The 22,219-nt window shown below is 73.0% G+C and carries 18 protein-coding genes; 6 read left to right on the forward strand and 12 right to left on the reverse strand.

Going from position 1 to position 22,219, the window contains the following annotated elements; all coding sequences use genetic code 11:
• Positions 1 to 466 precede the first annotated feature (466 nt).
• Complete coding sequence (locus GA0070619_RS12935) at positions 467 to 1,843, forward strand: serine/threonine-protein kinase (protein ID WP_088948284.1); 1,377 nt, start codon at positions 467 to 469, stop codon at positions 1,841 to 1,843.
• A 105-nt stretch (positions 1,844 to 1,948) separates the two neighbouring features.
• On the forward strand, positions 1,949 to 3,211 hold the full coding sequence (locus GA0070619_RS12940) for a nucleotide sugar dehydrogenase (protein WP_088948285.1): 1,263 nt from the start codon (positions 1,949 to 1,951) through the stop codon (positions 3,209 to 3,211).
• 94 nt (positions 3,212 to 3,305) lie between these two features.
• Here GA0070619_RS12940 and GA0070619_RS12945 read toward each other — a convergent pair whose 3' ends face one another.
• From GA0070619_RS12945 to GA0070619_RS12960, 4 genes are all read right to left on the reverse strand, one after another.
• A complete protein-coding gene (locus tag GA0070619_RS12945) occupies positions 3,306 to 5,780 on the reverse strand; it encodes an ABC transporter permease (protein WP_088948286.1) in 2,475 nt (824 codons plus the stop codon).
• 147 nt (positions 5,781 to 5,927) lie between these two features.
• A complete protein-coding gene (locus tag GA0070619_RS12950; protein ID WP_088948287.1) occupies positions 5,928 to 6,593 on the reverse strand; it encodes a response regulator in 666 nt (221 codons plus the stop codon).
• Positions 6,590 to 7,813 carry a sensor histidine kinase gene (locus GA0070619_RS12955; RefSeq protein ID WP_088948288.1) on the reverse strand — a complete coding sequence of 408 codons (1,224 nt, stop codon included), beginning with the start codon at positions 7,811 to 7,813 and terminating at the stop codon, positions 6,590 to 6,592. The genes GA0070619_RS12950 and GA0070619_RS12955 overlap by 4 nt, the downstream gene beginning before the upstream one ends.
• A gap of 26 nt (positions 7,814 to 7,839) precedes the next feature.
• Positions 7,840 to 8,553 carry a DUF305 domain-containing protein gene (locus GA0070619_RS12960; protein WP_088948289.1) on the reverse strand — a complete coding sequence of 238 codons (714 nt, stop codon included), beginning with the start codon at positions 8,551 to 8,553 and terminating at the stop codon, positions 7,840 to 7,842.
• 138 nt (positions 8,554 to 8,691) lie between these two features.
• Between GA0070619_RS12960 and GA0070619_RS12965 the strand changes: the two genes are divergently transcribed.
• Positions 8,692 to 10,137, forward strand: coding sequence for an LVIVD repeat-containing protein (locus tag GA0070619_RS12965; protein WP_088948290.1), 1,446 nt, complete (start codon positions 8,692 to 8,694; stop codon positions 10,135 to 10,137).
• 189 nt (positions 10,138 to 10,326) lie between these two features.
• A complete protein-coding gene (locus GA0070619_RS12970) occupies positions 10,327 to 11,577 on the forward strand; it encodes an ArsB/NhaD family transporter (protein WP_088948291.1) in 1,251 nt (416 codons plus the stop codon).
• Positions 11,578 to 11,602: 25 nt separating this feature from the next.
• Here GA0070619_RS12970 and GA0070619_RS12975 read toward each other — a convergent pair whose 3' ends face one another.
• From GA0070619_RS12975 to GA0070619_RS13005, 7 genes are all read right to left on the reverse strand, one after another.
• Entirely contained in the window at positions 11,603 to 12,079 is a 477-nt protein-coding gene (locus tag GA0070619_RS12975) for a DUF1203 domain-containing protein (protein WP_088948292.1), read from the reverse strand.
• Positions 12,080 to 12,149: 70 nt separating this feature from the next.
• Positions 12,150 to 12,980: a MerR family transcriptional regulator gene (locus GA0070619_RS12980; protein ID WP_088948293.1), complete on the reverse strand. Its 831-nt coding sequence runs from the start codon at positions 12,978 to 12,980 to the stop codon at positions 12,150 to 12,152.
• 59 nt (positions 12,981 to 13,039) lie between these two features.
• A complete protein-coding gene (locus GA0070619_RS12985; protein ID WP_088948294.1) occupies positions 13,040 to 14,629 on the reverse strand; it encodes an asparagine synthetase B family protein in 1,590 nt (529 codons plus the stop codon).
• Positions 14,630 to 14,634: 5 nt separating this feature from the next.
• Positions 14,635 to 15,603 (reverse strand): DUF5715 family protein, encoded by a 969-nt coding sequence (locus GA0070619_RS12990; RefSeq protein WP_088948295.1) that lies wholly within the window; start codon positions 15,601 to 15,603, stop codon positions 14,635 to 14,637.
• A gap of 99 nt (positions 15,604 to 15,702) precedes the next feature.
• The gene (locus GA0070619_RS12995) at positions 15,703 to 16,524 is read right to left on the reverse strand and encodes an isocitrate lyase/PEP mutase family protein (protein ID WP_088948296.1); all 822 of its coding nucleotides are present in this window, start codon (positions 16,522 to 16,524) and stop codon (positions 15,703 to 15,705) included.
• The gene (locus tag GA0070619_RS13000; protein WP_231927399.1) at positions 16,521 to 17,564 is read right to left on the reverse strand and encodes a cytochrome P450; all 1,044 of its coding nucleotides are present in this window, start codon (positions 17,562 to 17,564) and stop codon (positions 16,521 to 16,523) included. The genes GA0070619_RS12995 and GA0070619_RS13000 overlap by 4 nt, the downstream gene beginning before the upstream one ends.
• A 103-nt stretch (positions 17,565 to 17,667) precedes the next feature.
• On the reverse strand, positions 17,668 to 18,411 hold the full coding sequence (locus GA0070619_RS13005; RefSeq protein WP_088948298.1) for an ArsR/SmtB family transcription factor: 744 nt from the start codon (positions 18,409 to 18,411) through the stop codon (positions 17,668 to 17,670).
• 154 nt (positions 18,412 to 18,565) lie between these two features.
• On the opposite strand from GA0070619_RS13005, the gene GA0070619_RS13010 reads away from it, so the two are divergent.
• Positions 18,566 to 20,791: a family 43 glycosylhydrolase gene (locus GA0070619_RS13010; protein ID WP_088948299.1), complete on the forward strand. Its 2,226-nt coding sequence runs from the start codon at positions 18,566 to 18,568 to the stop codon at positions 20,789 to 20,791.
• Between the two features lie 209 nt (positions 20,792 to 21,000).
• A complete protein-coding gene (locus tag GA0070619_RS13015; protein WP_088948300.1) occupies positions 21,001 to 21,645 on the forward strand; it encodes a glycine-rich domain-containing protein in 645 nt (214 codons plus the stop codon).
• Between the two features lie 25 nt (positions 21,646 to 21,670).
• On the opposite strand, the gene GA0070619_RS13020 is transcribed toward GA0070619_RS13015, so the two are convergent.
• Complete coding sequence (locus tag GA0070619_RS13020) at positions 21,671 to 22,186, reverse strand: 2'-5' RNA ligase family protein (protein ID WP_088948301.1); 516 nt, start codon at positions 22,184 to 22,186, stop codon at positions 21,671 to 21,673.
• Between the last annotated feature and the right edge of the window lie 33 nt (positions 22,187 to 22,219).

Below are 22,219 nucleotides of genomic sequence, written 5' to 3' on the forward strand. Positions count from 1 at the left end.
CCCGCCGACCAACTCCCGCACCCGCACCGCCCCCCGCCGATCTGATCGCGCCCGCTACCGGAAGTGGCCCGGGCGGGACGTCCGGGGCCGACGCCAGGGCGGGCGACGCGGCACGACCGCACGCCGAGATCGCCGGGCGGGCCCGAGCCGGGCTAACGCTAGGAGGGGGACCACCGACGAGCAAGTCGGCACCGTGTCACGGAAGAGTGACAATTATCAACCCGGCGGGACGGCGCGTTGCCGTAACAGGCAGTCGCCGGGAGGTGCGCTCTGTGCCCGACGGCGGTTTTTTGCGACCATCCAGCGTTCCCATGCCGAAAGATGTCAGTTTTCGTCACACCCCGTCGCGGCCTGGTCACAGAGACGCAGCGTCCACAGAGGTCAAGCCGGATGACCCAACGTGTATGACCCGTCGGCTGGCCGGCCGCGGCGCGCCGCGCGGCGCCGCTCTAGGTACGGTAATGCGGTGTTGTCATCGGAGGTCGTGCTCAGCGGTCGGTACCGCCTGGACGAACGTGTCGCCACCGGCGGTATGGGCGACGTCTGGCGTGCCTCCGACCTGGTCCTCGGCCGGCAGGTCGCGGTCAAGGTCCTGCTGCCGGCGCTGGTCTCCGACCCCGACTTCATCGCCCGGTTCCGGGCCGAGGCCCGGATCATGGCGGCGCTGCGGCACCCCGGCATCGTGCAGGTCTTCGACTGCGGCGCGGATGATCTGCCCGACGGCGGGCGGGCGGACTACCTCGTCATGGAGTTCGTCGCCGGCGAGCCGTTGTCCAAGCGGATTGAGACGGCCGGCCGGCTCGACGTGGCCGAGACGATGTCGATCGTGGCCCAGGCGGCGGCCGCGCTGAACGCGGCACACCGCGGTGGCATCGTGCACCGCGACGTCAAGCCCAGCAACCTGCTGGTGCACGAGGACGGCACCGTCGTCCTGGTGGACTTCGGGGTGGCCCGTTCCACCGACATCACCAGCATCACCAGCGCCAACGCGGTGCCCGGCACCGCCCTCTACATGGCCCCCGAGCAGGCCGCCGGCCGGCCGGTCAGTGGCGCCACCGACATCTACGCGCTGGGTGCGGTCACCTACTGCTGCCTCACCGGCAGTCCCCCGTTCACCGGCGACAACCCGCTCCAGGTCGCCGTGCGACACCTGGACGACGAACCACCCGAGTTGCCGCACGACATCCCGGAGGCGGTCCGGGCCCTGGTGTCCCGGGCCCTGGCCAAGGACCCGCTCGACCGGTTCAGCAGCGCCGCGGCGATGGCCGAAGCCGCCCGGACCGCGGTCACCGGCGGCGAGCCGCCGACGGCGATGGCAGCGGCGGTCCCGTTGCGCGACGCCGGCCCGGGCACCCGCACCGACGTGCCGGCCGGCGCGGCGGTGGCGAGTGGGGCGCAGGCCGGGCGTCAGCGTCGGCGAGGCCCGCTGGTCGGTGCGGCGGCGGCCATGCTGGTCGCGCTGGTCGGGCTCGGTGCCGCACTGGGCGCGGCGCGCAACGCCGCCGATGATGACCCGGCGGTCAATCTGCCGACCACCTCACCGACGGTGCGGCCGAGCGGGCCGCTGGACCTGCCGGCCGCGAACGAGCAGGTCGCCACCGGCGACCCGGGCCGACCCGATCGGGGCCCGGTCCCCAACACCTCCCCGTCGGCCCCGGTCTCCGCCACGCCGAGCATCCAGCCGAGCCAGACGACCGCCCCGCCGACGCCGGCGCCGACGGTCACCACTGCACCGCCCAGCGATCCGCCGAAGACCGCTACGCCGAGCAACCCGCCACCCGCGCCCGATCCGACCCCCACCACGAGCCCACCGACCGCGCCGGAGGACCCGATGGGCGGCTGACCGCCCAGTCCCACCAGCACCGATATCCCCAAAACGGACTTACGTCGCCGAAGACGCCTCTAGGCTCTCTGCAGGTCATTTCCACCATCTGCCTCAGGAGCCTGGGTGAGCGCTGAAAAGCTGGTCGTGATCGGTCAGGGGTACGTCGGACTGCCGCTGGCCATGCGTGCCGTCGAGGCCGGGCTGGACGTGGTCGGTCTCGACGTCGATGCCGATCGGGTGAAGCGTCTCGCCTCCGGTGAGTCGTTCATCGAGGACATCCCGACCGACCGGCTGGGCCGGGCGTTGAGCAGCGGCCGATACCACCCCAGCACGGAGTACACCGACGCCGAGGATTTCGACATCTGCGTCATCACCGTGCCGACCCCACTGCGTGACGGCACCCCAGACCTGAGCTTCGTCGAGCAGGCCGGCGTCGGCATCGGCCCGTACGTCCGGTCGGGTTGCACGGTGATCCTGGAGTCGACCACGTACCCCGGCACCACCGAGGAGTTGCTGCGCCCGCTGTTGGAATCGGCCAGCGGGCTGACCAGCCCCGGTGACTTCCACCTCGGCTACAGTCCGGAGCGGATCGACCCGGGCAACCCCGACTGGCGGCTGGAGAACACGCCGAAGGTCGTCTCCGGTGTGGACCTGGCGTCACTGACCCGGGTGGACGAGTTCTACCAGCGCCTCGTGCACCGCACCGTGCCGGTGGACTCCACCCGCGTGGCCGAGCTGACCAAGCTGATCGAGAACACCTTCCGCCAGGTCAACATCGCGCTGATCAACGAGCTGACCATGCTCTCGCACCACCTCGACATCGACGTCTGGCAGGCCATCGAGGCCGCGGAGACCAAGCCGTTCGGCTTCATGCCGTTCCGGCCCGGTCCCGGCGTCGGCGGGCACTGCCTGCCGATCGACCCGTGCTACCTGTCGTGGCAGGTCAAGCGCCGCCTCGGCCGGCAGTTCCGGTTCATCGAGTTGGCCAACGACATCAACCACGAGATGCCCGAGCACGTCGCGCAGCGGATCATGGCGGGACTGAACCGGAGCGGCCGGGCCGTCAGCGGCGCACGACTGCTGCTGCTCGGTCTGGCGTACAAGAAGAACACCGGCGACATGCGGGACTCCCCCGCGGTCGACGTGGCCCGCCGCCTGCAGGCCCTCGGCGCCGAGGTCCACGCGGTGGAGCCGTACGCCGAGCCGCACCAGATCCCGGCCGGGGTCACAGTGGTCGGGCTCTCGGAGCGGGAGGTGAGCGCCGCCGACGGGGTGGTGGTGGTCACCGACCACGACAGCATCGACTACGACCTCGTGGTGCGGCACGCCCGCTACGTCTTCGACACCCGCAACCGGTGCGTCGGCCCGATGGTCGAACGCCTGTAGACCCGGCACCGCTGGCCGGTCCCGCCGCTGGGGAAGATGGCGGGGCCGGCCGGCGGATGTCCGTTCGGGTCCTGCCCGGCCGGGACCGCATCGGTCACTGGTCGGCGAGCGCCTCGACGACCGGGCGGGACAGCGCCCGACGGGCGGGCAGCACCGAGGCGAGCAGGGCGGCCAGCACCGCGACGCCGAGGGTCAGCCCGAGCTGGCCGAGCGGCAGCACCACGTGGAAATCCCCGCCGAGGCGGGTCAGCAGTGCCATCGCGGAGGCGCTGACCCCGGTGCCCAGTCCCACCCCGAGCACCGCGCCGACCAGCGCCATCAGCACCGCCTCGATGGCGAGCACCGCCCGCATGCGCCCTCGGGTGAGCCCGACCGCCCGCAGCACGGCGTTCTCCCTGGTGCGCTCGACCACCGACAGGCTCAGCGTGTTCGCCACACCGACCAGGGCGATCACCACGGCCAGGCCGAGCAGCGCGGTGACGAGGACGAGCAGCATGTCGACGGTCCCGGTCAGCATCTTCTTGTACGCCCCCTGGTCCATCAGGTTCACCGTCGGGTAGCGGCCCAGCACCGCCTCGATCGCGTCCCGGGCCCGTTCGGCGCTCACGCCGGTGGCGGGGTCGATCTCGGCCAGGTAACCGCGCTGGGCGGGGAAGAGTGCTGCGAAGTCCTCGTCGGCCATGTCGATGACGTGCCCGACGGGCGCGCCGTCGGAGCGGGTGTCGTCGGTGACCACGGCGGCCACCCGGAACGACCGGCCCTGGAGGGTCACCGGCGAGCCGACCTGCCAGCCGCGGGCCTGCGCCAGCTCACGATGGACCAGCACCTGCCCCGGCCCGACCCGGCCGGCGTCGCCGGCGAGCACCCGCTCCAGCGTCCGGCCGACCAGCGCCGGGTGGGCCGCGCGGATCTCGACGTCGGCGACGACCGTGCTGCGCTGCTCGTGCACCACACCCAACTCGGGGCGGGCGGCAAGCTCACCGGCGAGCGCGCCAGGCAGATCCTGACCGATACCGCTGACCACGAAGTCGGTCCCGACCTGGGCGTCCACGCTGCGTTCGATGCCGTCCTTGGTGCTGCGGGCACCGACCATGAACGCCGACACCAGTCCGATCCCGATCACCAGGGCGGTGGCGGTCGCGGCGACCCGCCGCGGATTGCGGACCGTGTTGGCCACCGCCAGCGCTCCGGTCGCCCCGAACACGCGCCGTGCCGGCCAGCCGAACACCCGGGCCAGGGCCGGGACGAGCACCGGTCCGAACAGGACGATCCCGAAGAAGGCCAGCACCCCGCCGCCGGCCACCAGGATCAGTTGGCCGGCGCTGGCGGCGCCGACCAACGCCGCGACCCCGATGGCCAACACCACCGCGCCGAAGGTCAGCCGTACCCGGCCAGCACTCCGGGCGGGCTGCACCGCGGCATCGGTCAGAGCGGCCACCGGGGCGACCCGCGTCCCCCGCCAGGCCGGCAGCAGGGCGGCGCACACGGTCAGCGCCGTACCCAGCAGCAGCCCGGTCAGGACTGTCGAACCGGACACGGTCAGGCCGCCGGCGACCGGCACGTCCAGTCGGGACATCACCAGCCCCATCCCGCCGGCGAGGCTCACGCCGAGCAGCACCCCGAGCGCGGAGGCGACCAGCCCCAGCACTGCCGACTCCAGCACGGCGGCCCGGAAGACCTGCCCGCGGGTCGCCCCGATCAGACGCAGCAGCGCGGTCCGGCGGGTGCGCTGGGCCAGCACGATCGCGAAGGTGTTGGCGATCACGAAGCCCGCCACCACCACGGCGACCCCGACGAAGATCAGCAACAGCATCCGGAACTGGTCCACGTTGCGCACCGCGTCCTCGACGGCCTCGTCGAGGATCTGCTGGCGACTCTTCACTGTGGCTTCGGCGCCCGCCGCGACGCGCACACGGTCGGTCAGCGCCGAGACGGAGGCCCCCGGTCGGGCCGCCACCAGAATGCGGCCGTAGCCGCGCTCGCCGGTGAGAGCCAGCGCGTCCGGCCCGACCATGCCGACGAACGGACCGCCGACGTCGCGGGCGGTGCCAGCCACGTCGACGGTGCCGACCAGGGTGTACGGGCGGGCCGGGCCACCGGAACCGCCGACGCGGACCGGCGTGCCGAGCACGAAGCCCTCCTTGGCGACCGTCGGCGCGTCCAGCACCACCTCCCCGGCACGGTCGGGCAGTCGGCCGGCGACCACGTCGTACGAGCGCAGGGCGTCCTCGGTGGGAATGGCGGCGAGCACGGTGAAGCCGAGCACCGGGCGGCCGTCGACGCCGACGACTCCGGCGGTGTTGGTCAGCTCACCGGCTGCGGCGGCCACCCCGTCGACCGCGCGCACCTCATCGACCAGGGTCGGGGGCAGCAGCTCACGGCCGGCCGAGTAGACGCCCAGGTCGGTGTGGCGGTCGAAGGTGCCGGCCCGCTCGTAGGTGCCGGCGCGCATCCCGTCGACGAAGATCATGGTGCCGGCGACGAACGCGACACCGAGCACGACGGCCAGCGCGGAGAGCAGCATGCGCAGCGCCTCGGCACGCAGCGAGCGCAGGGTCAGGCGGATCAAGCGGGGCTCCCGGTGCAGGTGGCGGATCAGACCCCTCCGACGCTATGGCCGGTGTCGGTCCGTCCATCTCCACCTGTGCGCTCGACCTGCGTGCGTCCCGGGTCGCGGTGCACACGTCGGCCGCTACGACCCAGGTCGTACGCGGGGTCATCCGCCGGGTGTGACCAGCCCGCTCTCGTACGCCAGGACCACCGCCTGGACCCGGTCACGAAGCTGGAGCTTCGCCAGGATCCGCCCGACGTGGGTTTTGACCGTCGCCTCGGCCACGTGCACCCGGGCGGCGATCTCCGCGTTGGACAGCCCCTGGGCGACCAGCAGCAGCACCTCCCGTTCTCGCTCGGTGAGCTGCGTCAGCCGGGGGTCGGCGCTCGGGCCGGCACCGAGTTGCCCGGCGAAACGGTCCAGCAGCCGCCGGGTGATCGACGGGGCCACCACGGAGTCGCCCTGGGCGACCACCCGGATCGCGGCGAGCAGTTCCTCCGGTGGGACGTTCTTGAGCAGGAACCCGCTCGCGCCGGCCTGGAGGGCCGCGAACGCGTCTGCCTCGGTGTCGAAGGTGGTCAGGACCAGCACCCGGGGCGGGCCGGCGGGCCGGTCGGCGCAGAGCCGCCGGGTCGCCTCCACCCCGTCCATGGTCGGCATCCGGATGTCCATCACGACGACGTCCGCCTCGGTGCGGGCGAGCACCCGCAGGGCGTCCGCGCCGTCGATCGCCTCGCCGACCACCTCCAGGTCGGGCTGGGAGTCCAGCACCATCCGGAACCCGGCGCGGACCAGCGCCTGGTCGTCCACGATCACCACCCGGATCGTCATGCCGCGATCACCTCCGTTGCCGGCTCAGACGGTAGCGGTAGCCGCACTTCGACCTGCCAGCCCCCGACGGGTCGGGGGCCGGCGGTGAGGCTGCCGTCGTACACCGTCACCCGTTCCCGCATGCCGAGCAGGCCGTGACCACCCGACGGCGTGGGGCTGACCAGCGGGCGGCCCTGGCCGTTGTCGACCACCCGGACGACGACGGCCTCGGCGGTGTAGGCCAGACAGACCTCCACGCCGGCGCCGACGCCGGCGTGCTTGAGCGCGTTGGTCAGTCCCTCCTGCACCACCCGGTAGACGGTCAACTCCAGGCCCGGGGGCAGGGCCGGCGGCGCGCCGGTGACGGTGCTGCGGATGCGCAGCCCGGCGTCGCCGAACCGGGTCAGCAGGTCGGGCAACTCGGCCAGGGCCAGGCGCCGGTGCTCCGGGTCGGCGGCCACCACGAGCCCGTCGGCCCCGTCGGCGGCGCCACCCGGGCCGGCGTCGCGCAGGACGCCGACCAGCCGGCGCATCTCCTCCAGTGCCTGGCGGCCGGTGTCCGCGACCACCTTGACGGCGGTGCGCGCCTGGGCGGGGTCACGGTCGAGCATGAACCGGGCGCCGTCCGCCTGGACGATCATCACCGCCATGCTGTGGGCGACCACGTCGTGCAGCTCACGCGCGATCCGGGTGCGCTCCTCGGCGACCGCCGCCCGGGACTCGGCCTCCCGTTCGCGTTCCAGGGTCGTGGCCCGTTCCTCCAGGCTGAGCACGTAGAGCCGGCGGGTCCGCACGTTCAGCGCCACCAACCACACCGCGCCGGTGACCAGCGCGTACCACAGCGCGGTGATCCACCACTGGACGACGTGGGGGGTCTGCGCGGCGGCGAGCAGCACACCGACGGCGGCGACCGCGCCGGCCACCACGCCGTCGCGGAGCCGTTCGCCGTACTTCACCACGCTGTAGAGCGCGATCAGGACGGCGATGTCGTAGACGAGCGGGCCCCACCCGGCGATCACCTGGACCAGGGCGAGCGCCGCGACCACCACGGTCACCGCGCTCGGGTGGGTGCGGCGCAACACCAGCGCCGCCGCCATTGCCACACCGACCAGGGTGGCCGCCCAGCCGCCGGGCTGGTTCACCGCCGCGGTCAGGCTGACGAGCGCCACCAGGGCGGACACGGCCACGTCGAAGGCGACGCCGCGCAATGGCCGACCGAACATGGTGCGTCTCACGGTCACCCAGCGTACGTGCCGGGAGGCCGGGCTCAGCCCCCGAGGACCTCACGCATGCGGTCGATCTCGACGGTCTGCTCGGTGGCGACCGAGTTGGCGAACTCGTTGAGCGTCAGGTCGGAACCGACCGTGAGCAGGTTGGTGGCCATCTCGATGGCGCCCTCGTGATGCTCGGTCATCATCCGCACGAAGAGCCGGTCGAAGTCCGCACCACGGGTCGCGGCGAGCTGCCGCATCGCCTCGGGCGTCTGCATGCCCCGCATGGTGCCGTGGTCGTGCCCCTGGACCTCCGCCGGGAGCCCGCGGGTCTGGAGCCAGCCCCGCATCATGCCCATCTCCGGCCCCTGGCTGGCGCGAATGCGGTCGGCGAGCGCGCGGATGTCGGGGTCGGCGGCCCGGTCGGGGGCGAGTTCCGCCATCGCCAGAGCCTGCGCGTGGTGCGGGATCATCATCCGCACGAACCAGACGTCCAACGAGTTGTGCGGCGCCGGGCCGGCGTCGCGGACCTCGTGGGCCGCGCGGGTGGTCGCCGCCTCACCCGGGCGACCGGGCGCGATGACGGTCAGGTCGGTGGGCACGGGGCTGGCCGAGGGCGACGCGGGGGGCGCCGAGGTGGCGGGCGCGGAGGCCGGCCGCGCGGCCCCCGTTGCGGTGTCGTCCCCGGAGCGGATCACGATGAAGGCCACCAGCGGCAGCACAAGCGCCAGTGTGACGATCGCCAGGGTTCGGGCACGCCGGTTGGTCATGGGCAACTCCCTGGGGTCGAGGTCATCGCGATGTTATCCATTGAAGAAGACACTTTCATGTGACACGGGTCACATCGACGTTCTTCTCCGGACGGTAAGGTGTCGACCATCGTCTTCCCCTTGCGAAGGGCCTCGCCGATGATCAGACTCCACAAGCCACGGTTACGACAACTCCGCATCGTGGCGCTCGCCGCGACCGGCTTCCTCGTCGCCGGCGTCCTCGTCGCCCCGGCGAGCAACGCCCAGGTGGTGCCCCAGGCGGCGCCAGCTGCCGCTCCCACCAACACGATCCCCGGCGTCGACGAGATCGTGAGCAGCCCCAACCTGCGTCAGATCGCCAACGTGCCGAAGGTCGCCCCACTGGACGCGACCAACAGCGACATCGCCTTCCAGGGCAAGTACGCCTTCGCGGGCAACTACAACGGCTTCGTCATCTACGACATCTCGCGGCCGAGCGCGCCAACGGTCGTGTCCCGGGTGCTCTGCCCGGGGTCGCAGAACGACATCTCCGTCCACGGTGACCTGCTCTTCCTCTCCACCGACTCGTCCCGCAGCGACGACTCCTGCAACAGCACCACGCAGGGGGCGGACGTGAAGGAGTCCTGGGAGGGCATCAAGGTCTTCGACATCAAGGACAAGGCAAACCCGCGGTACATCAAGTCCGTCGAGACGGCCTGCGGCTCACACACCCACACCCTGGTGCCGGGCAAGAGCGGCAAGACGGTCTACCTGTACGTCTCGTCGTACAGCCCGCGGGCCGAGTTCCCGGACTGCCAGCCGCCGCACGACTCGATCTCCATCATCAAGGTGCCGGTGAAGAAGCCGACCGACGCCGCGGTGATCGCAGCCCCGAACCTCTTCCCGGACGGCGGTTTCCCGGGCAGTGAGACCGGCTCGGCGACCACCGGCTGCCACGACATCACCGTCTACCCGGCCAAGGACCTGGCCGCCGGCGCGTGCATGGGTGACGGCATCCTGCTCGACATCAAGAACCGCGAGAAGCCGCGGGTCATCAACCGGGTCCGCGACACGGTCAACTTCGCGTTCTGGCACTCGGCCACCTTCAACAACGCCGGCACCAAGGTGATCTTCACCGACGAGCTGGGTGGCGGCGGCGCCGCGACCTGCAACGAGGCCGTCGGACCGACCCGGGGCGCGGATGCCATCTATGACATCAGTGGTCGCGGTGACGCTCGGAAGATGAACTTCCGCAGCTACTACAAGATCCCCCGCAACAACTCCGACACCGAGAACTGCGTGGCGCACAACGGCTCGCTGATCCCGGTGCTCGGTAAGGACATCATGGTCCAGGCGTGGTACCAGGGTGGCATCTCGGTCTGGGACTTCACCGACTCGGCCAAGCCGAAGGAGATCGCCTTCTGGGAGCGCGGTCCGCTGTCGGCCGACAGGCCCGTCGGTGGTGGCACCTGGTCCGCGTACTACTACAACGGCCACATCTACTCCAACGACATGGTGAAGGGCCTGGACGTCCTGGAGCTGAACGACTGGCGTACCTGGACTGCCAACCTGACCCGCTACAAGGAGCTCAACGTGCAGACCCAGCCCAGCTACCTGGGCTGGTAGGCACCGAAGCACGAAACCGGGCCCGGCCCCCGACCCCTGGGGGCCGGGCCCGGCCGTGTTCGGGCAGGTACGCCCGGTCTGTCTGGTTCCCCGCACGGGGCCGTCAACCGCGCTCCCCCGGGTGCTCGGCCCGGCGATGGTGGGGCTGGTCACGACGGCGGTGCCAGCGCGGGCGGCAGACCGACCGTCATGCGAACGTCGTCAGACGTGAAGCTTGCCGCCGTCGCCGATGCGCCGCCCGCACCGCCCGAGCCGACCAGGCGCTGGCGACCCCACCCGCTGGACCTGGTCGCGGTCGTCCTGGCCGTGGTCGGCGCGGCCTGCGCACTGAGCGGGCTGCTGCCCCGCGCGGAGACCACCGCGACAGTGCACCGGATCCTGCCGCTGCTGCTCTTCCTCGGCACCGTGATCGTGCTCGCCGAACTGACCGCCGTCGCTGGCGTCTTCGACGTGCTGGCCAGCCGGCTGGCCATCGCCGCCCGGGGCAGGTGGGCTGCCCTGTTCCTGCTCTGCGGCGGGCTGGCCACGGTGACCACCCTCGTGCTCAACCTCGACACCACCGCAGTGCTGCTCACCCCGGTGCTGCTCGCGCTGGCCCGCAACCTGCGCGTCCCCGCCGCCCCGCTCGCGGTCACCACCGTCTGGCTGGCGAACACCGCCAGCCTGCTGCTGCCGGTATCGAACCTGACCAACCTGCTGGCCGCCGACCGGGTCGGACTGTCACCCCTGGCGTACGCCGAGCGGATGGCGCTGCCGCAGTTCGCCGCGGTGGCGGTCACCATGGCGCTGCTCTGGTACGCCTGGTGGCGGCGCGAGCAGCCGGTCGGGGGACGGTTCGTTGCGCCGGCCCGGCACGTACCGGCCGATCCGGTGCTGCACCGCACCGCGCTCGCCGGATGCCTGCTCTTCGTCGCCGGCATCGTCGCCGGGGTGGAAATCGGGCTCGCCTCCACCGTCGCGCTCGCGCTGGTGCTGCTCGGCTTCGTGGTCCGGTCCCCCGCCACGTTGCGCCCCGGGCTGGTGCCGGTGCGGCTGCTGCTCTTCGTCACCGGCCTGTTCCTGGTCGTGCAGACCCTCGGCCGGCACGGGCTGGACGACCTGGTGGGCAACCTGCTGGGCACCGACGGCGGGACGCTGGGCGCGCTGCGCGCGGGCGGCACCGGCGCTTTGCTGTCCAACGCGGTGAACAACCTCCCCGCCTACCTGGCCGGGGAGTCGGTGCTGCCGGCCGGCGACCACACCCGCCTGCTGGCCCTGCTGATCGGCACCAACATCGGCCCGCTGGCCGCGCCTTGGGCGTCACTGGCCACCCTGCTGTGGTTCGAGCGGTGCCGGGCCGTCGGGGTGAGGGTGCCGGTGACCCGGTTCGTGGTGACCAGCACGGTGCTCGCGGTCACCGGCACCCTCGCCGCCGTCGGCGCGCTGCTGCTGGTCAGCTGAGCGCTCGCGCCGAGCAGGGCCAGGTTCACCCGGTCGCCCGCCGCACGATGAACATGAGGCAGCCGTACACCACGTTGCGGCTGTGCAGCTCACGCGCCGTCGGGTCGGCCAGCAGCTCGACGATCACCCCCTCCGGGTCCGTGCCGTCGTGCAGCCGGCCGCCGCAGATGCGGCCCTGCCGGTCGTACGCCCGAAGGACCTGGGGTCGCCCCCGCCAGGCCGGCGGGTGCCCGCCCGCCGGGTCCGGGCCGGGGCAGGCGGTGGCGTGCGCGAAGACCGGTCCGATCTCCCGGTACGGGCCGGCGGCGCCCGGCGGCGCGTACCCGAAGAGCAGCAGCTCCTCACCCTCGTCGGCATCGCGCAGACAGCAGCGCAGGGCTTCGCCACCACCGGCTCGGAGCGACTCGACAGGCCGGTCGGCAGCGTCCCGGCCGGTCCGGCGGACGGTGTCGAGCGCGGCGGCCGGCAGGGCGTGGACGCGGAACGCGGTGCTGTTCGTCATCGGTCCAGCCTGGCGCGGTGACGGCGGGAGTGCTGGCGGCGATCGGACCTGACGCTGGGCCGCCGGTCACTCAGTCCCGGTGGACGGCGAGCTGGAGTTCGGTGACTCCCTTCTCGGGGGCGTCCGGGCAGTAGTCGAGGTAGACCTCCCGGGCGAACCCGTCGGTGCGGTAGCCGTTGTCCTCGATCCACCGGGCGAGGACCTGCATGCTCTCCTCCACGTCGTCCATTGCACCGTGGTGGATGATCGTCGCGGCGGTGCGCACCGCGGGCAGGTCCACCACCGCGACGTCGGAGGCGGCCTCCGCCCCGACCCCCACGGTCACCCCGGCGTGCACCACCACCGCGTCGCCGTCGTCGCCGGGGGCCGGCTCGTACCAGGCGATGCTCGGCCCCGCCGGCGTGATCCCTGCTTCGGCCAGCCGACGGAACAACTCCGGGTAGAGCGGTTGGATCACCGGGCCGATGTCCTCGCCCTGGTAGCTGGGCGCGACCGCGGTCAGCTCCGCGACGCGGACCGGCGCGATCTCCTTGAGTACGACCTCCTGGGTGGTCATCCGACCCTCCGACTCGATCAAACGGAGCCTCGCCTCGACGGCCGTCAACCGGGCGGTGTCGGCAGCCAGCTGTTCCGCCAGCTGGCTGCGGCGCAGCCGCAGCATGCCGCGCAGCTCGGCCACGTCGACAGCGTCGTCGACGATCGCGCGCACCTGTTCGAGGGTGAGGCCCAGCTCCTTGAGGGCGATCACCCGGTTGAGCCGGCGCAGCTGGTCGGCCCGGTAGAAGCGGTAACCGGTGTGCGGGTCGACGCTGGCGGGGCGCAGCAGGCCGATGCTGTCGTAGTGGCGCAGCATCCGCACCGACACCCGGCCGAGTCTGGCGAAGTCTCCGATGGTGAACATGGTCCCTCCACGCTCGTCCCTGACACCGTGTCAGAGTCAAGCGTGGCCCGCGGGGCGGTTCAGCGGCGGGCCGGGCGCGGGCCGACCAGCCGACGGACCATCGGCGCGGCGTTCCACTTGGCCGCGCCGACCAGGTCGCGGGCATGCTCCAGGACCGTGTAGTCGGGCCGGGTCAGCCCGTCGGCGATGGCCCGGTCCAGGTCGTTGCCGCAGCGGCTCAGGACACTGTCGAAGTCCCGGCGGACCGGCTCCTGCAGGTCGTAGCCGAACGAGCGGTGCAGCCGGGCGAAGAGCGGCTTGTACAGCCGCACCCGCTCGTGCAACCCCGACGAGTACGACATCGGGTTCTTCGGGCGGCGCAGGATGTAGTCGGGCAGCACGTCGGCGAACGCCCGCCGGACGATCCACTTCTCCTGCCCGTGGCGCAGCTTCAGATCCAGCGGCAGCCGCATCGCCAGCTCCACCACACTGAGGTCGAGGAACGGCAACCTCGCCTCCACCCCGTGCCCCATGGCCGCCCGGTCGACGCGCTGCAACTCCGTACGGCACAGATTGCGGATGCGGTGCAGGAACAGTCGGCGGGCCGCGGCCGGGCCGACCTGGTGATACATCCGGTAGCCGCCGAACAGCTCGTCGGAGCCGTCGCCGGTGAGCACCACCTTGATGCCCAGGTCACGGAGCCGTCGGAAGATCGGCACCGACACGACCGCGTTGATGATGTCGCCGTACTCGGTCAGCTCGGAGATCCGGATCGCCTCGCGGACGTCGGCGAGCCGGATGTCGCGCGGACGCAGCTCGACCACCACGTGCGGCACGTCGAGGTCGGCGGCGAGCCGCCGGGCGTACGCCACGTCGGGGCTGTCCGCAGCGCCGACGGTGACCGCCACGCAGTCCGGGTGGATGTCGCGCACCTGCCGCAGGGTCAGCGAGCTGTCCAGCCCACCGGAGAGCACCACCCCGACGGTCAGGTCGGTTTCCACCCGCATCCGGATCGAGTCGCTCAGCGCGGCACGGACGAGCAGGGCGGCCTCGTCCGGGTCGTCGATGATCGGCAGGCCGTCACCGATGGTGAGCAGGTCGACGTACGGGGTCAGCCGCACGTGCCCGTCCGCCTCGGCCCAACCGTGGTGCCCGGGCGGCACCTCGGCGATCGGGGCACCGTGCCCGACGAGTGCTTTGACCTCGGAGGCGAGGTGCAGGCAGCCGGGCCGGCGGGACCAGTACAGCGGCTTGACCCCGATGGGGTCGCGGGCCAGGTACGTCCGGCCGGTGGCCCGCTCGACGACCGCGAAGGCGTACTCGCCGCGCAACCGGGTCACCGCCGCCTCGCCCCACTGCTGGAACGCGGCGAGCAGCACCTCGGTGTCGCTCTCGGTGCGGAAGGCCTGCCCGAGGCGGGTCAGTTGGGCGCGCAGCTCCCGGTAGTTGAAGATCTCGCCGTTGAAGCAGAGCAGCCAGCGCTCGTCGGTCGAGGTCCACGGCTGCACCGCCCGGTCCCGGTCGACGACACGAAGCCGGCGGGTGCCGGCGAGCAGGCCGTTCTCGGACCGGGTCTCGGTGACCTCACCGCGGGGGGCCAGCACGGCGAGCATCCGCCGGAACGTCGCCGGGTCGGCCTCGGGGCCGATGCTCAACGCGATGCCGCACACCGGGGTCAGACCCCCATCTCGGCCTCGTAGGCCCGGCGCAGGCGGCGCCGGGCGGTGGGCGCGAGGCACAGGTGCCAGGCCTGCCCCTCGTCGATCACGTTCAGCTCCCCGGCCCGCTGCCTGTTCAGCAGCACCTCCGCGAGGGTGTCCCGCGCGCCGAAGCGCTCGAACCAGGCCAGCTCGACGTCGACGGAGTAGCCGAGGCAGTGCCCGCTGGGCAGCATCGCGGCGTACCCCAGGCGGCGCAGCCGGTACTGGTGCTCGGCGCTGCGGACCAGGCTGGTCACCCACAGCGGCGGGGTGGCCGGCGGCGCGGCGGCGGCGAACTCGCGGGCGATGTCGTTGAGCAGCGCCACCACCTCGCGTCGTGCCCGACGGAACAGCAGCCCCGCCGTACGCGGGGTGAGGTCCGGTCGCAGCCGCCGACGCAGCCCGCGCGCGGCCCGGCCCAGCATGGTGGCGGGCTGCTCCTGGTAGCGGAAGCCCAGCAGGTCGCGGCGGCGCAGCCACTCCAGGTCGACCAGTTCGGCGCTGCCGTTGACCTGGTCGTCGGTGAGGAACGTCGGGGCGTCCTGCCACCACAGCACGTCGATGCGGGAGAGCAGGTAGATCCGGACCAGCGCGGTGAGGTCACGCGCCGAGGTGCGGTCGTTCGGCTGGTAGCGGGCCATCTCCAGCAGCAGCGTCTCGCGGGCGCCGATCAGCCCCTGCGGGGTGGCGTCGAGGACGTCGGCGAGCGCCGGCTCGCGCAGTCGTTCGTCGATGAGCACCTGTCGAGCCCGGGTGCTCGACGCGTCGGCCAGCGCGCCCACCTCGACCAGAAGCTCGGCGACGGCTGTCCGGTAGGCGGCGAGGTCCGGCTCGGGAGTGGGAACGCGGCGGGGAGTCGCGCCGGGGGGCCGGCGGCGTGCCGGCGCGGTGGGCGACACGGGCGAACCGGGTTGCTGTCCCGGGCTACGGCTGGGCACACGCATGACGGGGTCCCTTCTCCGGTCACGACACTGGGTGGTTCGCCCTGTAACACACCGTAATTGCCGAGACCGGAGTGGACCGAACAATCCTCCTATCTACTCCTAAGGGAGCCGACCGTCCGGTTGGACACCGGCTCTCGGCGGCACCAGGCCCTGCACCTCGGCGTACGACGGCAGCCCTTCCGTCGTCGCGAGCCCGCCGGCGCGTACCTGGTCGGCGGCGGCGAGCGCGGCGGCCAGCGCCACCCGGAACAGCAGGGAGCCGGTGCTGACCCGGGCAACCCCCGCGGCGGCCAGTTCGTCCAGTCCTGGTCCGCCCGGCTGGTACAGCGCGTTCACCGGGGCGTCGATCCGCCCGGTGAGCACGCGCAGCGTGGCCGGGTCGACGATGCCGGGCACGAAGATCCCGTCGGCGCCGGCGGCCCGGTAGGCGTGGGCCCGGGCGAGAGTCTGCGGCAGCGGGTCGTCCACCCCCAGCCACCAGGTGTCGGTCCGGGCGTTGACGAACAGGTCCGGCACCGCCGCCTTCACCGCCGCGACCTTGGCGGCGATGCAGTCCGGCTCGGTGAGGGTGCCGTCGGCACGTCCGTCCTCCAGGTTGATGCCGACCACGCCGAGCCCGGCCAGCTCCGCCACGTACCCGGCGACCGCCGCCGGATCATCGCTGAACCCGGCCTCGATGTCGACGCTGAGCAGCACCGGCAGGTTGGCCAGCCGGCGGGCCAGGGCCAGGGTCTCCTGCGCGGTGGCAGCGGTGCCGTCGGGTCGGCCCGCCGCCGCGGCGACCCCGAGGCTGGTGGTGCCGATCGCCGGGTGGCCGCGCGCGGCGAGCGCCGCCGCCGAGGCGTGGTCCCAGGCGTTCGGCAGCAGCAGGGGTCGGCCGGTGTGGTGCAGGGCGCGGAAGTCGGCAGGGCGGTCGGTCATCGGACGCTCACCTCCAGGTTCGTCGGGACACGCAGGGTCGGGTGCGGCTCGTGGCGCAGGTCGGCTCGGAGACGCCGGCAGCGTGCGCGCAGCACGTCGAACACCCCGGTGGCCAGGGCCAGGGCGTGCCGGTCGCCGGGGCAGCCGCGCTCCCCCGCCCCGAAGGTCAGCAGACCCGCACCGGGCCGACCGGGCCGGAACGCCGCCGGCTCGCAGAACACCAGCGGGTCACGGTTGGCGGCGTCGAAGCGCAGCAGCACCGGGCTGCCCGCCGGCAGGTCCCGCCCACCCAGGCGTACCCCGGCGGTGGTGACGCGCCGGGTCGCCCGCACCGGCGGGTCGAGCCGCAGCACCTCGGCCAGCATCGCGCCGGTCTCCGCCGGCCCGGGCACACCGCCTGGCAGGCCGCCGAGCGGTGGCAGCAGGTGGTGGGCGGCGGCACCGATCAGACCGGCCGTCGCGTCGCACGCCTGGACCAGCAGACCGATCAGGTTCGCCCGCACCTCCGGCGGGGCCGGCGGCGCGAGCGCCAGCAACGTCGCGACCGCCTGGTCGGCCCGCCGGGCCAACGCAGGATCAACCCCCGGGTGGTACGCGGCAGCGACGACAGCGACCGCCGTCCCGGCGGCTGCCGGATCGGCGAGGCCGAGCCGACCGGCCAGCACCCGCAGCGGCACCGGCCGGGCCACGTCACGCGTCACGTCGAGGCGGTCGCCGGCCCGGTCCAGGACAGCGACGGTCAGCCGGGCCGCCTCGTGCCGCAGCTCGTCCGGGTCCAGCTCGGTCAGCGCGCTCACCACGACCGCCCGGCGCTCGGCGTGCTGCTGCGGTGGGCTGAACCGGCTGACCGAGGCGCGCAGCCAGGCGAGCGTGCCGGGCGGGCCGCTCTCGACGGCCGGCACCCGGAAGGCCGGGTCGGTGAGCGCCGCCCGCACATCGACGTGCCGTGTCACCCACCAACCGCGCTCCGGTTCGAACGATGGCGGGCCGCAGTCCGGCGTTCCGGGAGCGGGAGCGATGTCAGGCCAGCTGTCAGTCACGGCCCGACCGTAGAACCCGAACCCTTCGCTCCCCACCGAACAGTCAAGCCCGCACCGCGCCGCGCGCCCCGCGAGGGCGGCCGCTGGCGGGGTGGGCGGTGGGTCAGGCTCGGCCGCTGGTGGGTGTCGGGGGCGACGTGGGGGTGAGGGTGTCGTCCGGGACCTGCAGGGTCTCGGCCAGGGCGACGCGACCGATCGGGGTGAGACGGATCGCGCGGCCGGCGCCCTGGGTGATCCAGCCCAGGTCGGTGAAGCGGCGGCACAGTGCCGCCCCGAGCGCCCCGGCCAGGTGCGAGCGGCGTTCGGTCCAGTCGAGGCAGTCGCGGACCACCGGGCGGCGGGCGGTGCGCAGCACCTGCACGGGTACGCCCAGGTCGGCCGCCCACGCCCACCCGTCGGCGGTCAGCGCCAACCCGCTGGACCGGTCCAGCCGTCCGTCGGCCAGCAGGGCGTCGTACATCAGCACACCGAGGCGCCCGGCCAGGTGGTCGTAGCAGGTCCGGGCGTACGCCAGAGCCGCGCTCGCGGTGGCGGCCCGCAGCGACCCGACCGGTGCGGGTGGGGTCGGCGCGTGCCCGGCCAGGTCCTCGATCAGCTGGGCCACCGACGGCCCGGCCAGCCGCAGGTAGCGGTGCCGACCCTGCCGTTCCTCGACCAGCAGCCCGCCCCGGACCAGCCGGGTGAGGTGGTCGCTGGCCGTCGACGGGGCGACCCCGGCGCGGCGGGCCAACTCCCCGGCGGTCCACGCCCGGCCGTCGAGCAGCGCGAGGCAGATGCCGGCCCGGGTGCCGTCGGCCAGCAGCGCGGCGAGTTCGGCCATTCCCCGGCCCTCGGTGCCACCACTCATGGCCCCATCATCGCCCCGGCCATCGGCGCGGTGAGCGGCCGGGTGCGGCACGCGGGTACGCGAGACCGCAGGCGTCGATCTCTTTACAACGTTGTATCCATCGTTGTAGAAACGAGGGCACGACCCCACGCCCACTCCCCCGAGGCAGGTCCACATGCGACACCTTCGCCGCGGCGGCGCGCTCGCCGCCGCGCTCGGTCTGATCCTGGCCACGTTGGCGCCCCCACCCGCCGCCGGCTCCGGCGGTCCGTCCCGCTACGACAATCCGATCTCGGTCGGGGTGGGCGACACGTTCGCCGACCCGGTCATCGTGCGCGGCGACGACGGCTTCTGGTACGCCTACGGCACCACCGACCCGCTGCGCGAGGGCGAGCACGAATTCCACCGGGTGCCCACCGCCCGCTCGGCCAACCTGGTCGACTGGACCTACGTCGGGGACGCGTTCGGCCCGGAGCAGCGGCCACCGTACGCGGCGCCCGGTGCGGCCTTCTGGGCACCTGACGTGCGCCGCGTCGGCGATCAGTGGGTCATGTACGTGACGGTCACCGACACCACCGTCTCCGCCGAGGGCAGCGACTACGCCATCGGCGCGGCCACCGCGCCCACCCCGACCGGCCCGTGGACCTTCGCCGCGCAACCCGTGGTGGCACCCCGCCCCGGCGGGGGCGGCGGCTATCTGTGGACCATCGACCCCAGCCAGTTCACCGACATCGACGGCCGGGGCTACCTCTACTACGGCAGCTACTACGGCGGCATCTCGGTCACCGAACTCAGCGCGGACGGGCTGACCGCCGTGGGCACGCCGACGCAGGTGGCGATCGACAACAAGTTCGAGGGCAGCTACGTGCTGCGCCACGACGGCTGGTACTACCTGTTCGCCTCCACGGCCAACTGCTGCGCCGGCCCGGCCACCGGCTACTCCGTCCAGGTGGGACGCGCACGCAGCCCGCGCGGCCCGTTCACCGACCGCGACGGCGTCGCGCTGACCGCGTCCCGGGCGGGTGGCACGCCGGTGCTGACCCAGAACGGCAACCGGTGGATCGGCACCGGGCACAACGGCTTCCTCACCGACCTGTCCGGCCAGGACTGGATCGTCTACCACGCGATCGATCGCGCCGACCCGTACCTCGACGAGCCGTTCGGCATCAACGAACGCCCGATGCTGCTCGACCGCCTCGACTGGATCGACGGTTGGCCGACCGTGAACGCCGGCGCCGGACCGTCCGAGGGCGCCCGACCCGCACCGGTGACCACCGGCCGGGTCGACGACCGGTTCGACAACACCGGGCTGGCCGGCTGGCGACGTGTCACGGGCCGGTGGCGGGTCACCGACGGCCGGCTCGTCGGCAGCGGCGCGCTGACCAGTCGTACCACTGTGGGCGGTGACGTGCGGGCGGAGGCCGACCTGCGGCTCACCGGCGCGGTCAGCGCCGGGATCACCCTCGGTGACCGGGTCGAGGTCCGCGTCGACGCCGCCGGTGGCCGGCTCGTCGCCAGCGACGGCCGCCGCCGCGCGACCACGCCGCTGCCCGTCGGGCTCGACCTGGCCGACCCGCACAACCTGGCCATCGAGGTACGCGGACAGCAACTCGTCGCCGAGCTGAGCCCGGCCCGCCTCGGTGACCAGGTCGCCGTGGTGTCGCTGCGGCTGGACCGCCCGGTCGCGGGGCGCCCTGGGCTGGCCGCCGCCGGTGGTCCGGCCGAGTTCGACAACGTCAGCGTGGCCCGACTGTTCCAGCCGGCGAAGCGGGCGGTGCCCGAGCCCCACGTCGGGGCGCCGCTGCGGGCGTACTCCGACGAGTTCACCGATGGGCTCGACGGCGACTGGCGGTGGGTCCGCGAGGACCCGGCGGTCACCGCCGCCGACGGCGCGCTGCGCTGGCCGGTGCAGTCGGCCGACCTGACCGGCACCGGCAACACCGCCGGCGTGCTGCTGCGCGACGCGCCGCGCGGCGACTACGTCGTCGAGACGAAGGTGACGGTGGACCTGGGTGAGGAGTCCGTCCGCAACTACCAGCAGGCGGGCCTGGTCGCCTACGTGGACGACGACCGGTTCGCCCGGCTGACCCAGGTGGCGATCTGGAACACCCGGCAGGTCGAGTACGGCTACGAGCTGCCCTTCGCCGGCCAGCCGGTCTACGGCGGCAGCATCGTCGGCACCCCGGCCACCACCACCTGGTTACGACTGGCGCACCACGTCGACCCGGCCACCGGGGAGCACGAGTTCCGGGCCGGTTCCAGCCGGGACGGGCGTACCTGGACGTGGGGTGCGGTGTGGACGTTCCCGGCCGACACCACTCCCCGGATCGGCCTGGTGGCGCACGGCGGCGCCGAACCGGCGGTCACCGCCGAGTTCGACTACCTGCGCTTCTACCGCTAGAGCGGCGGGCCCCCTGCCGACGTGCAGGGGGCCCTTCGACCCGGTCAACGTCGTGTCTGGTGACGCACTTGCCGGCTGCCCTACCCTGAAGGAGCCGCGGCGCCACTTCGGCAAGTCGAGGCCCTAGCGCCCGCACCCGGGCGGATGGAAGCAGCCGCATGAACTGGACAACGTTCAGAAGCAACCGCACCCCTCACCGACTCCGCGCCGTGACCGACCTGCAGTTCCCTGCCAGCGGGCGGCAGCAGCTACGAAACCGGCACCCCCATCTCAGCGACGACGACATCGCCCTCGTCGAAACCGCGACCCGGCAGTGGTTCCGGATCATCGCCCGCCAGGGCAGCGCGAAGCTGTCGGTGCCGTCGGTGGTCGTGGACGATCTGTGGCAGGAACTGACCCGGCATACGCAGGACTACGCCGCCTTCTGCGACGCCGCGTTCGGGCGCCCTCTGCCGCACCAGCCCAGGCCCGCGACAGGCGGAGGCATGACCAACACCGATCGCAGCGCCCTGCTCGCCACGCTGAACCACGGCCGCCGGGACGAGGATTGTGGTCCGACCGGCCTTCCCCTGCTGTTCCGGGTGGACCAGGAGGTGCGCGTCCAGAATGGCAACCGCTACCTGGCCGACTGCGGAGGCCGTGGCGAATGTTTCCCGGTCTCCGACCGCGTCTGCCTGCAACACCTCGCGGGGCCGGGCAAGCGGCCCAAGCCGCGAGGCATCCGCGGTGATCTGCCCTTCAACGACGGCCGTCACGGCTACGCCGGCGGTGCAGGCGGCAGTGGCGGAGGCGAGTTCAGTGGCGGGAGCGACGGAGGGGGCGGCGACGGCGGTGGCGGCGGGGGCAGCAACTGAAGGCCCCTGACACGCCGCGACGGGCCTAGGGCGTGGTCAGCGGTGTCAGCGTCCGGTCCGTGCCGTCGTAGCTGCGGGCGGCGTCGAAGTCCCCGGTCGGGCGCTGCCCACCGGCGACGGCACGGGCCAACCGCAGGTCCGCGTTGCGAAAGCGCAGGGCCAGGCTCAGGTGTGGCACCCACGCCCCCGGAGCGTGCCACGGCCGGTGCCCGTCGGCCTCGGCGAGAACGTCCCAGACGGCGGCGTGCAGCGCGGTCAGCGCCGACGTGGGTTGCACGAGCCAGACCAGCGGGGCGCTGCCGTCGAGGACGACAACGCGGTCGAGCGTGACCGGCATCGGGAGCGCGGCGTCGAACAGCTCGGCGAGGCGGCCCTCGATTCCGGGCGGAAACTCGTCGACGGCGGCGAGGGTCAGGTGCGGCCGGTTGGTCGGGTGGGTGTTGCGGGCCAGGCTCGGCAACCCGGCAGCCGCCAACCGGTCCCAGACCGCCCGGACCTCGGCATCCAACCCAGGCGAGCAGACCAGTTCGACGGTACGCACCCCGACACGCTAGCGGGACTGCTCCGCCCGACC

The organism is Micromonospora zamorensis, assembly GCF_900090275.1.
In the GTDB taxonomy this organism is placed as follows: Bacteria; Actinomycetota; Actinomycetes; order Mycobacteriales; family Micromonosporaceae; genus Micromonospora; species Micromonospora zamorensis.

Coding starts and splice junctions, on each gene's coding strand:
- GA0070619_RS12980 (WP_088948293.1), bottom strand. CDS start 12,980: ATGTTCACCATCGGAGACTTCGCCAGACTCGGCCGGGTGTCGGTGCGG.
- GA0070619_RS13010 (WP_088948299.1), top strand. CDS start 18,566: ATGCGACACCTTCGCCGCGGCGGCGCGCTCGCCGCCGCGCTCGGTCTG.
- GA0070619_RS13005 (WP_088948298.1), bottom strand. CDS start 18,411: ATGAGTGGTGGCACCGAGGGCCGGGGAATGGCCGAACTCGCCGCGCTG.
- GA0070619_RS12965 (WP_088948290.1), top strand. CDS start 8,692: ATGATCAGACTCCACAAGCCACGGTTACGACAACTCCGCATCGTGGCG.
- GA0070619_RS12950 (WP_088948287.1), bottom strand. CDS start 6,593: ATGACGATCCGGGTGGTGATCGTGGACGACCAGGCGCTGGTCCGCGCC.
- GA0070619_RS12990 (WP_088948295.1), bottom strand. CDS start 15,603: ATGCGTGTGCCCAGCCGTAGCCCGGGACAGCAACCCGGTTCGCCCGTG.
- GA0070619_RS12975 (WP_088948292.1), bottom strand. CDS start 12,079: ATGACGAACAGCACCGCGTTCCGCGTCCACGCCCTGCCGGCCGCCGCG.
- GA0070619_RS12970 (WP_088948291.1), top strand. CDS start 10,327: ATGCGAACGTCGTCAGACGTGAAGCTTGCCGCCGTCGCCGATGCGCCG.
- GA0070619_RS12960 (WP_088948289.1), bottom strand. CDS start 8,553: ATGACCAACCGGCGTGCCCGAACCCTGGCGATCGTCACACTGGCGCTT.
- GA0070619_RS12995 (WP_088948296.1), bottom strand. CDS start 16,524: ATGACCGACCGCCCTGCCGACTTCCGCGCCCTGCACCACACCGGCCGA.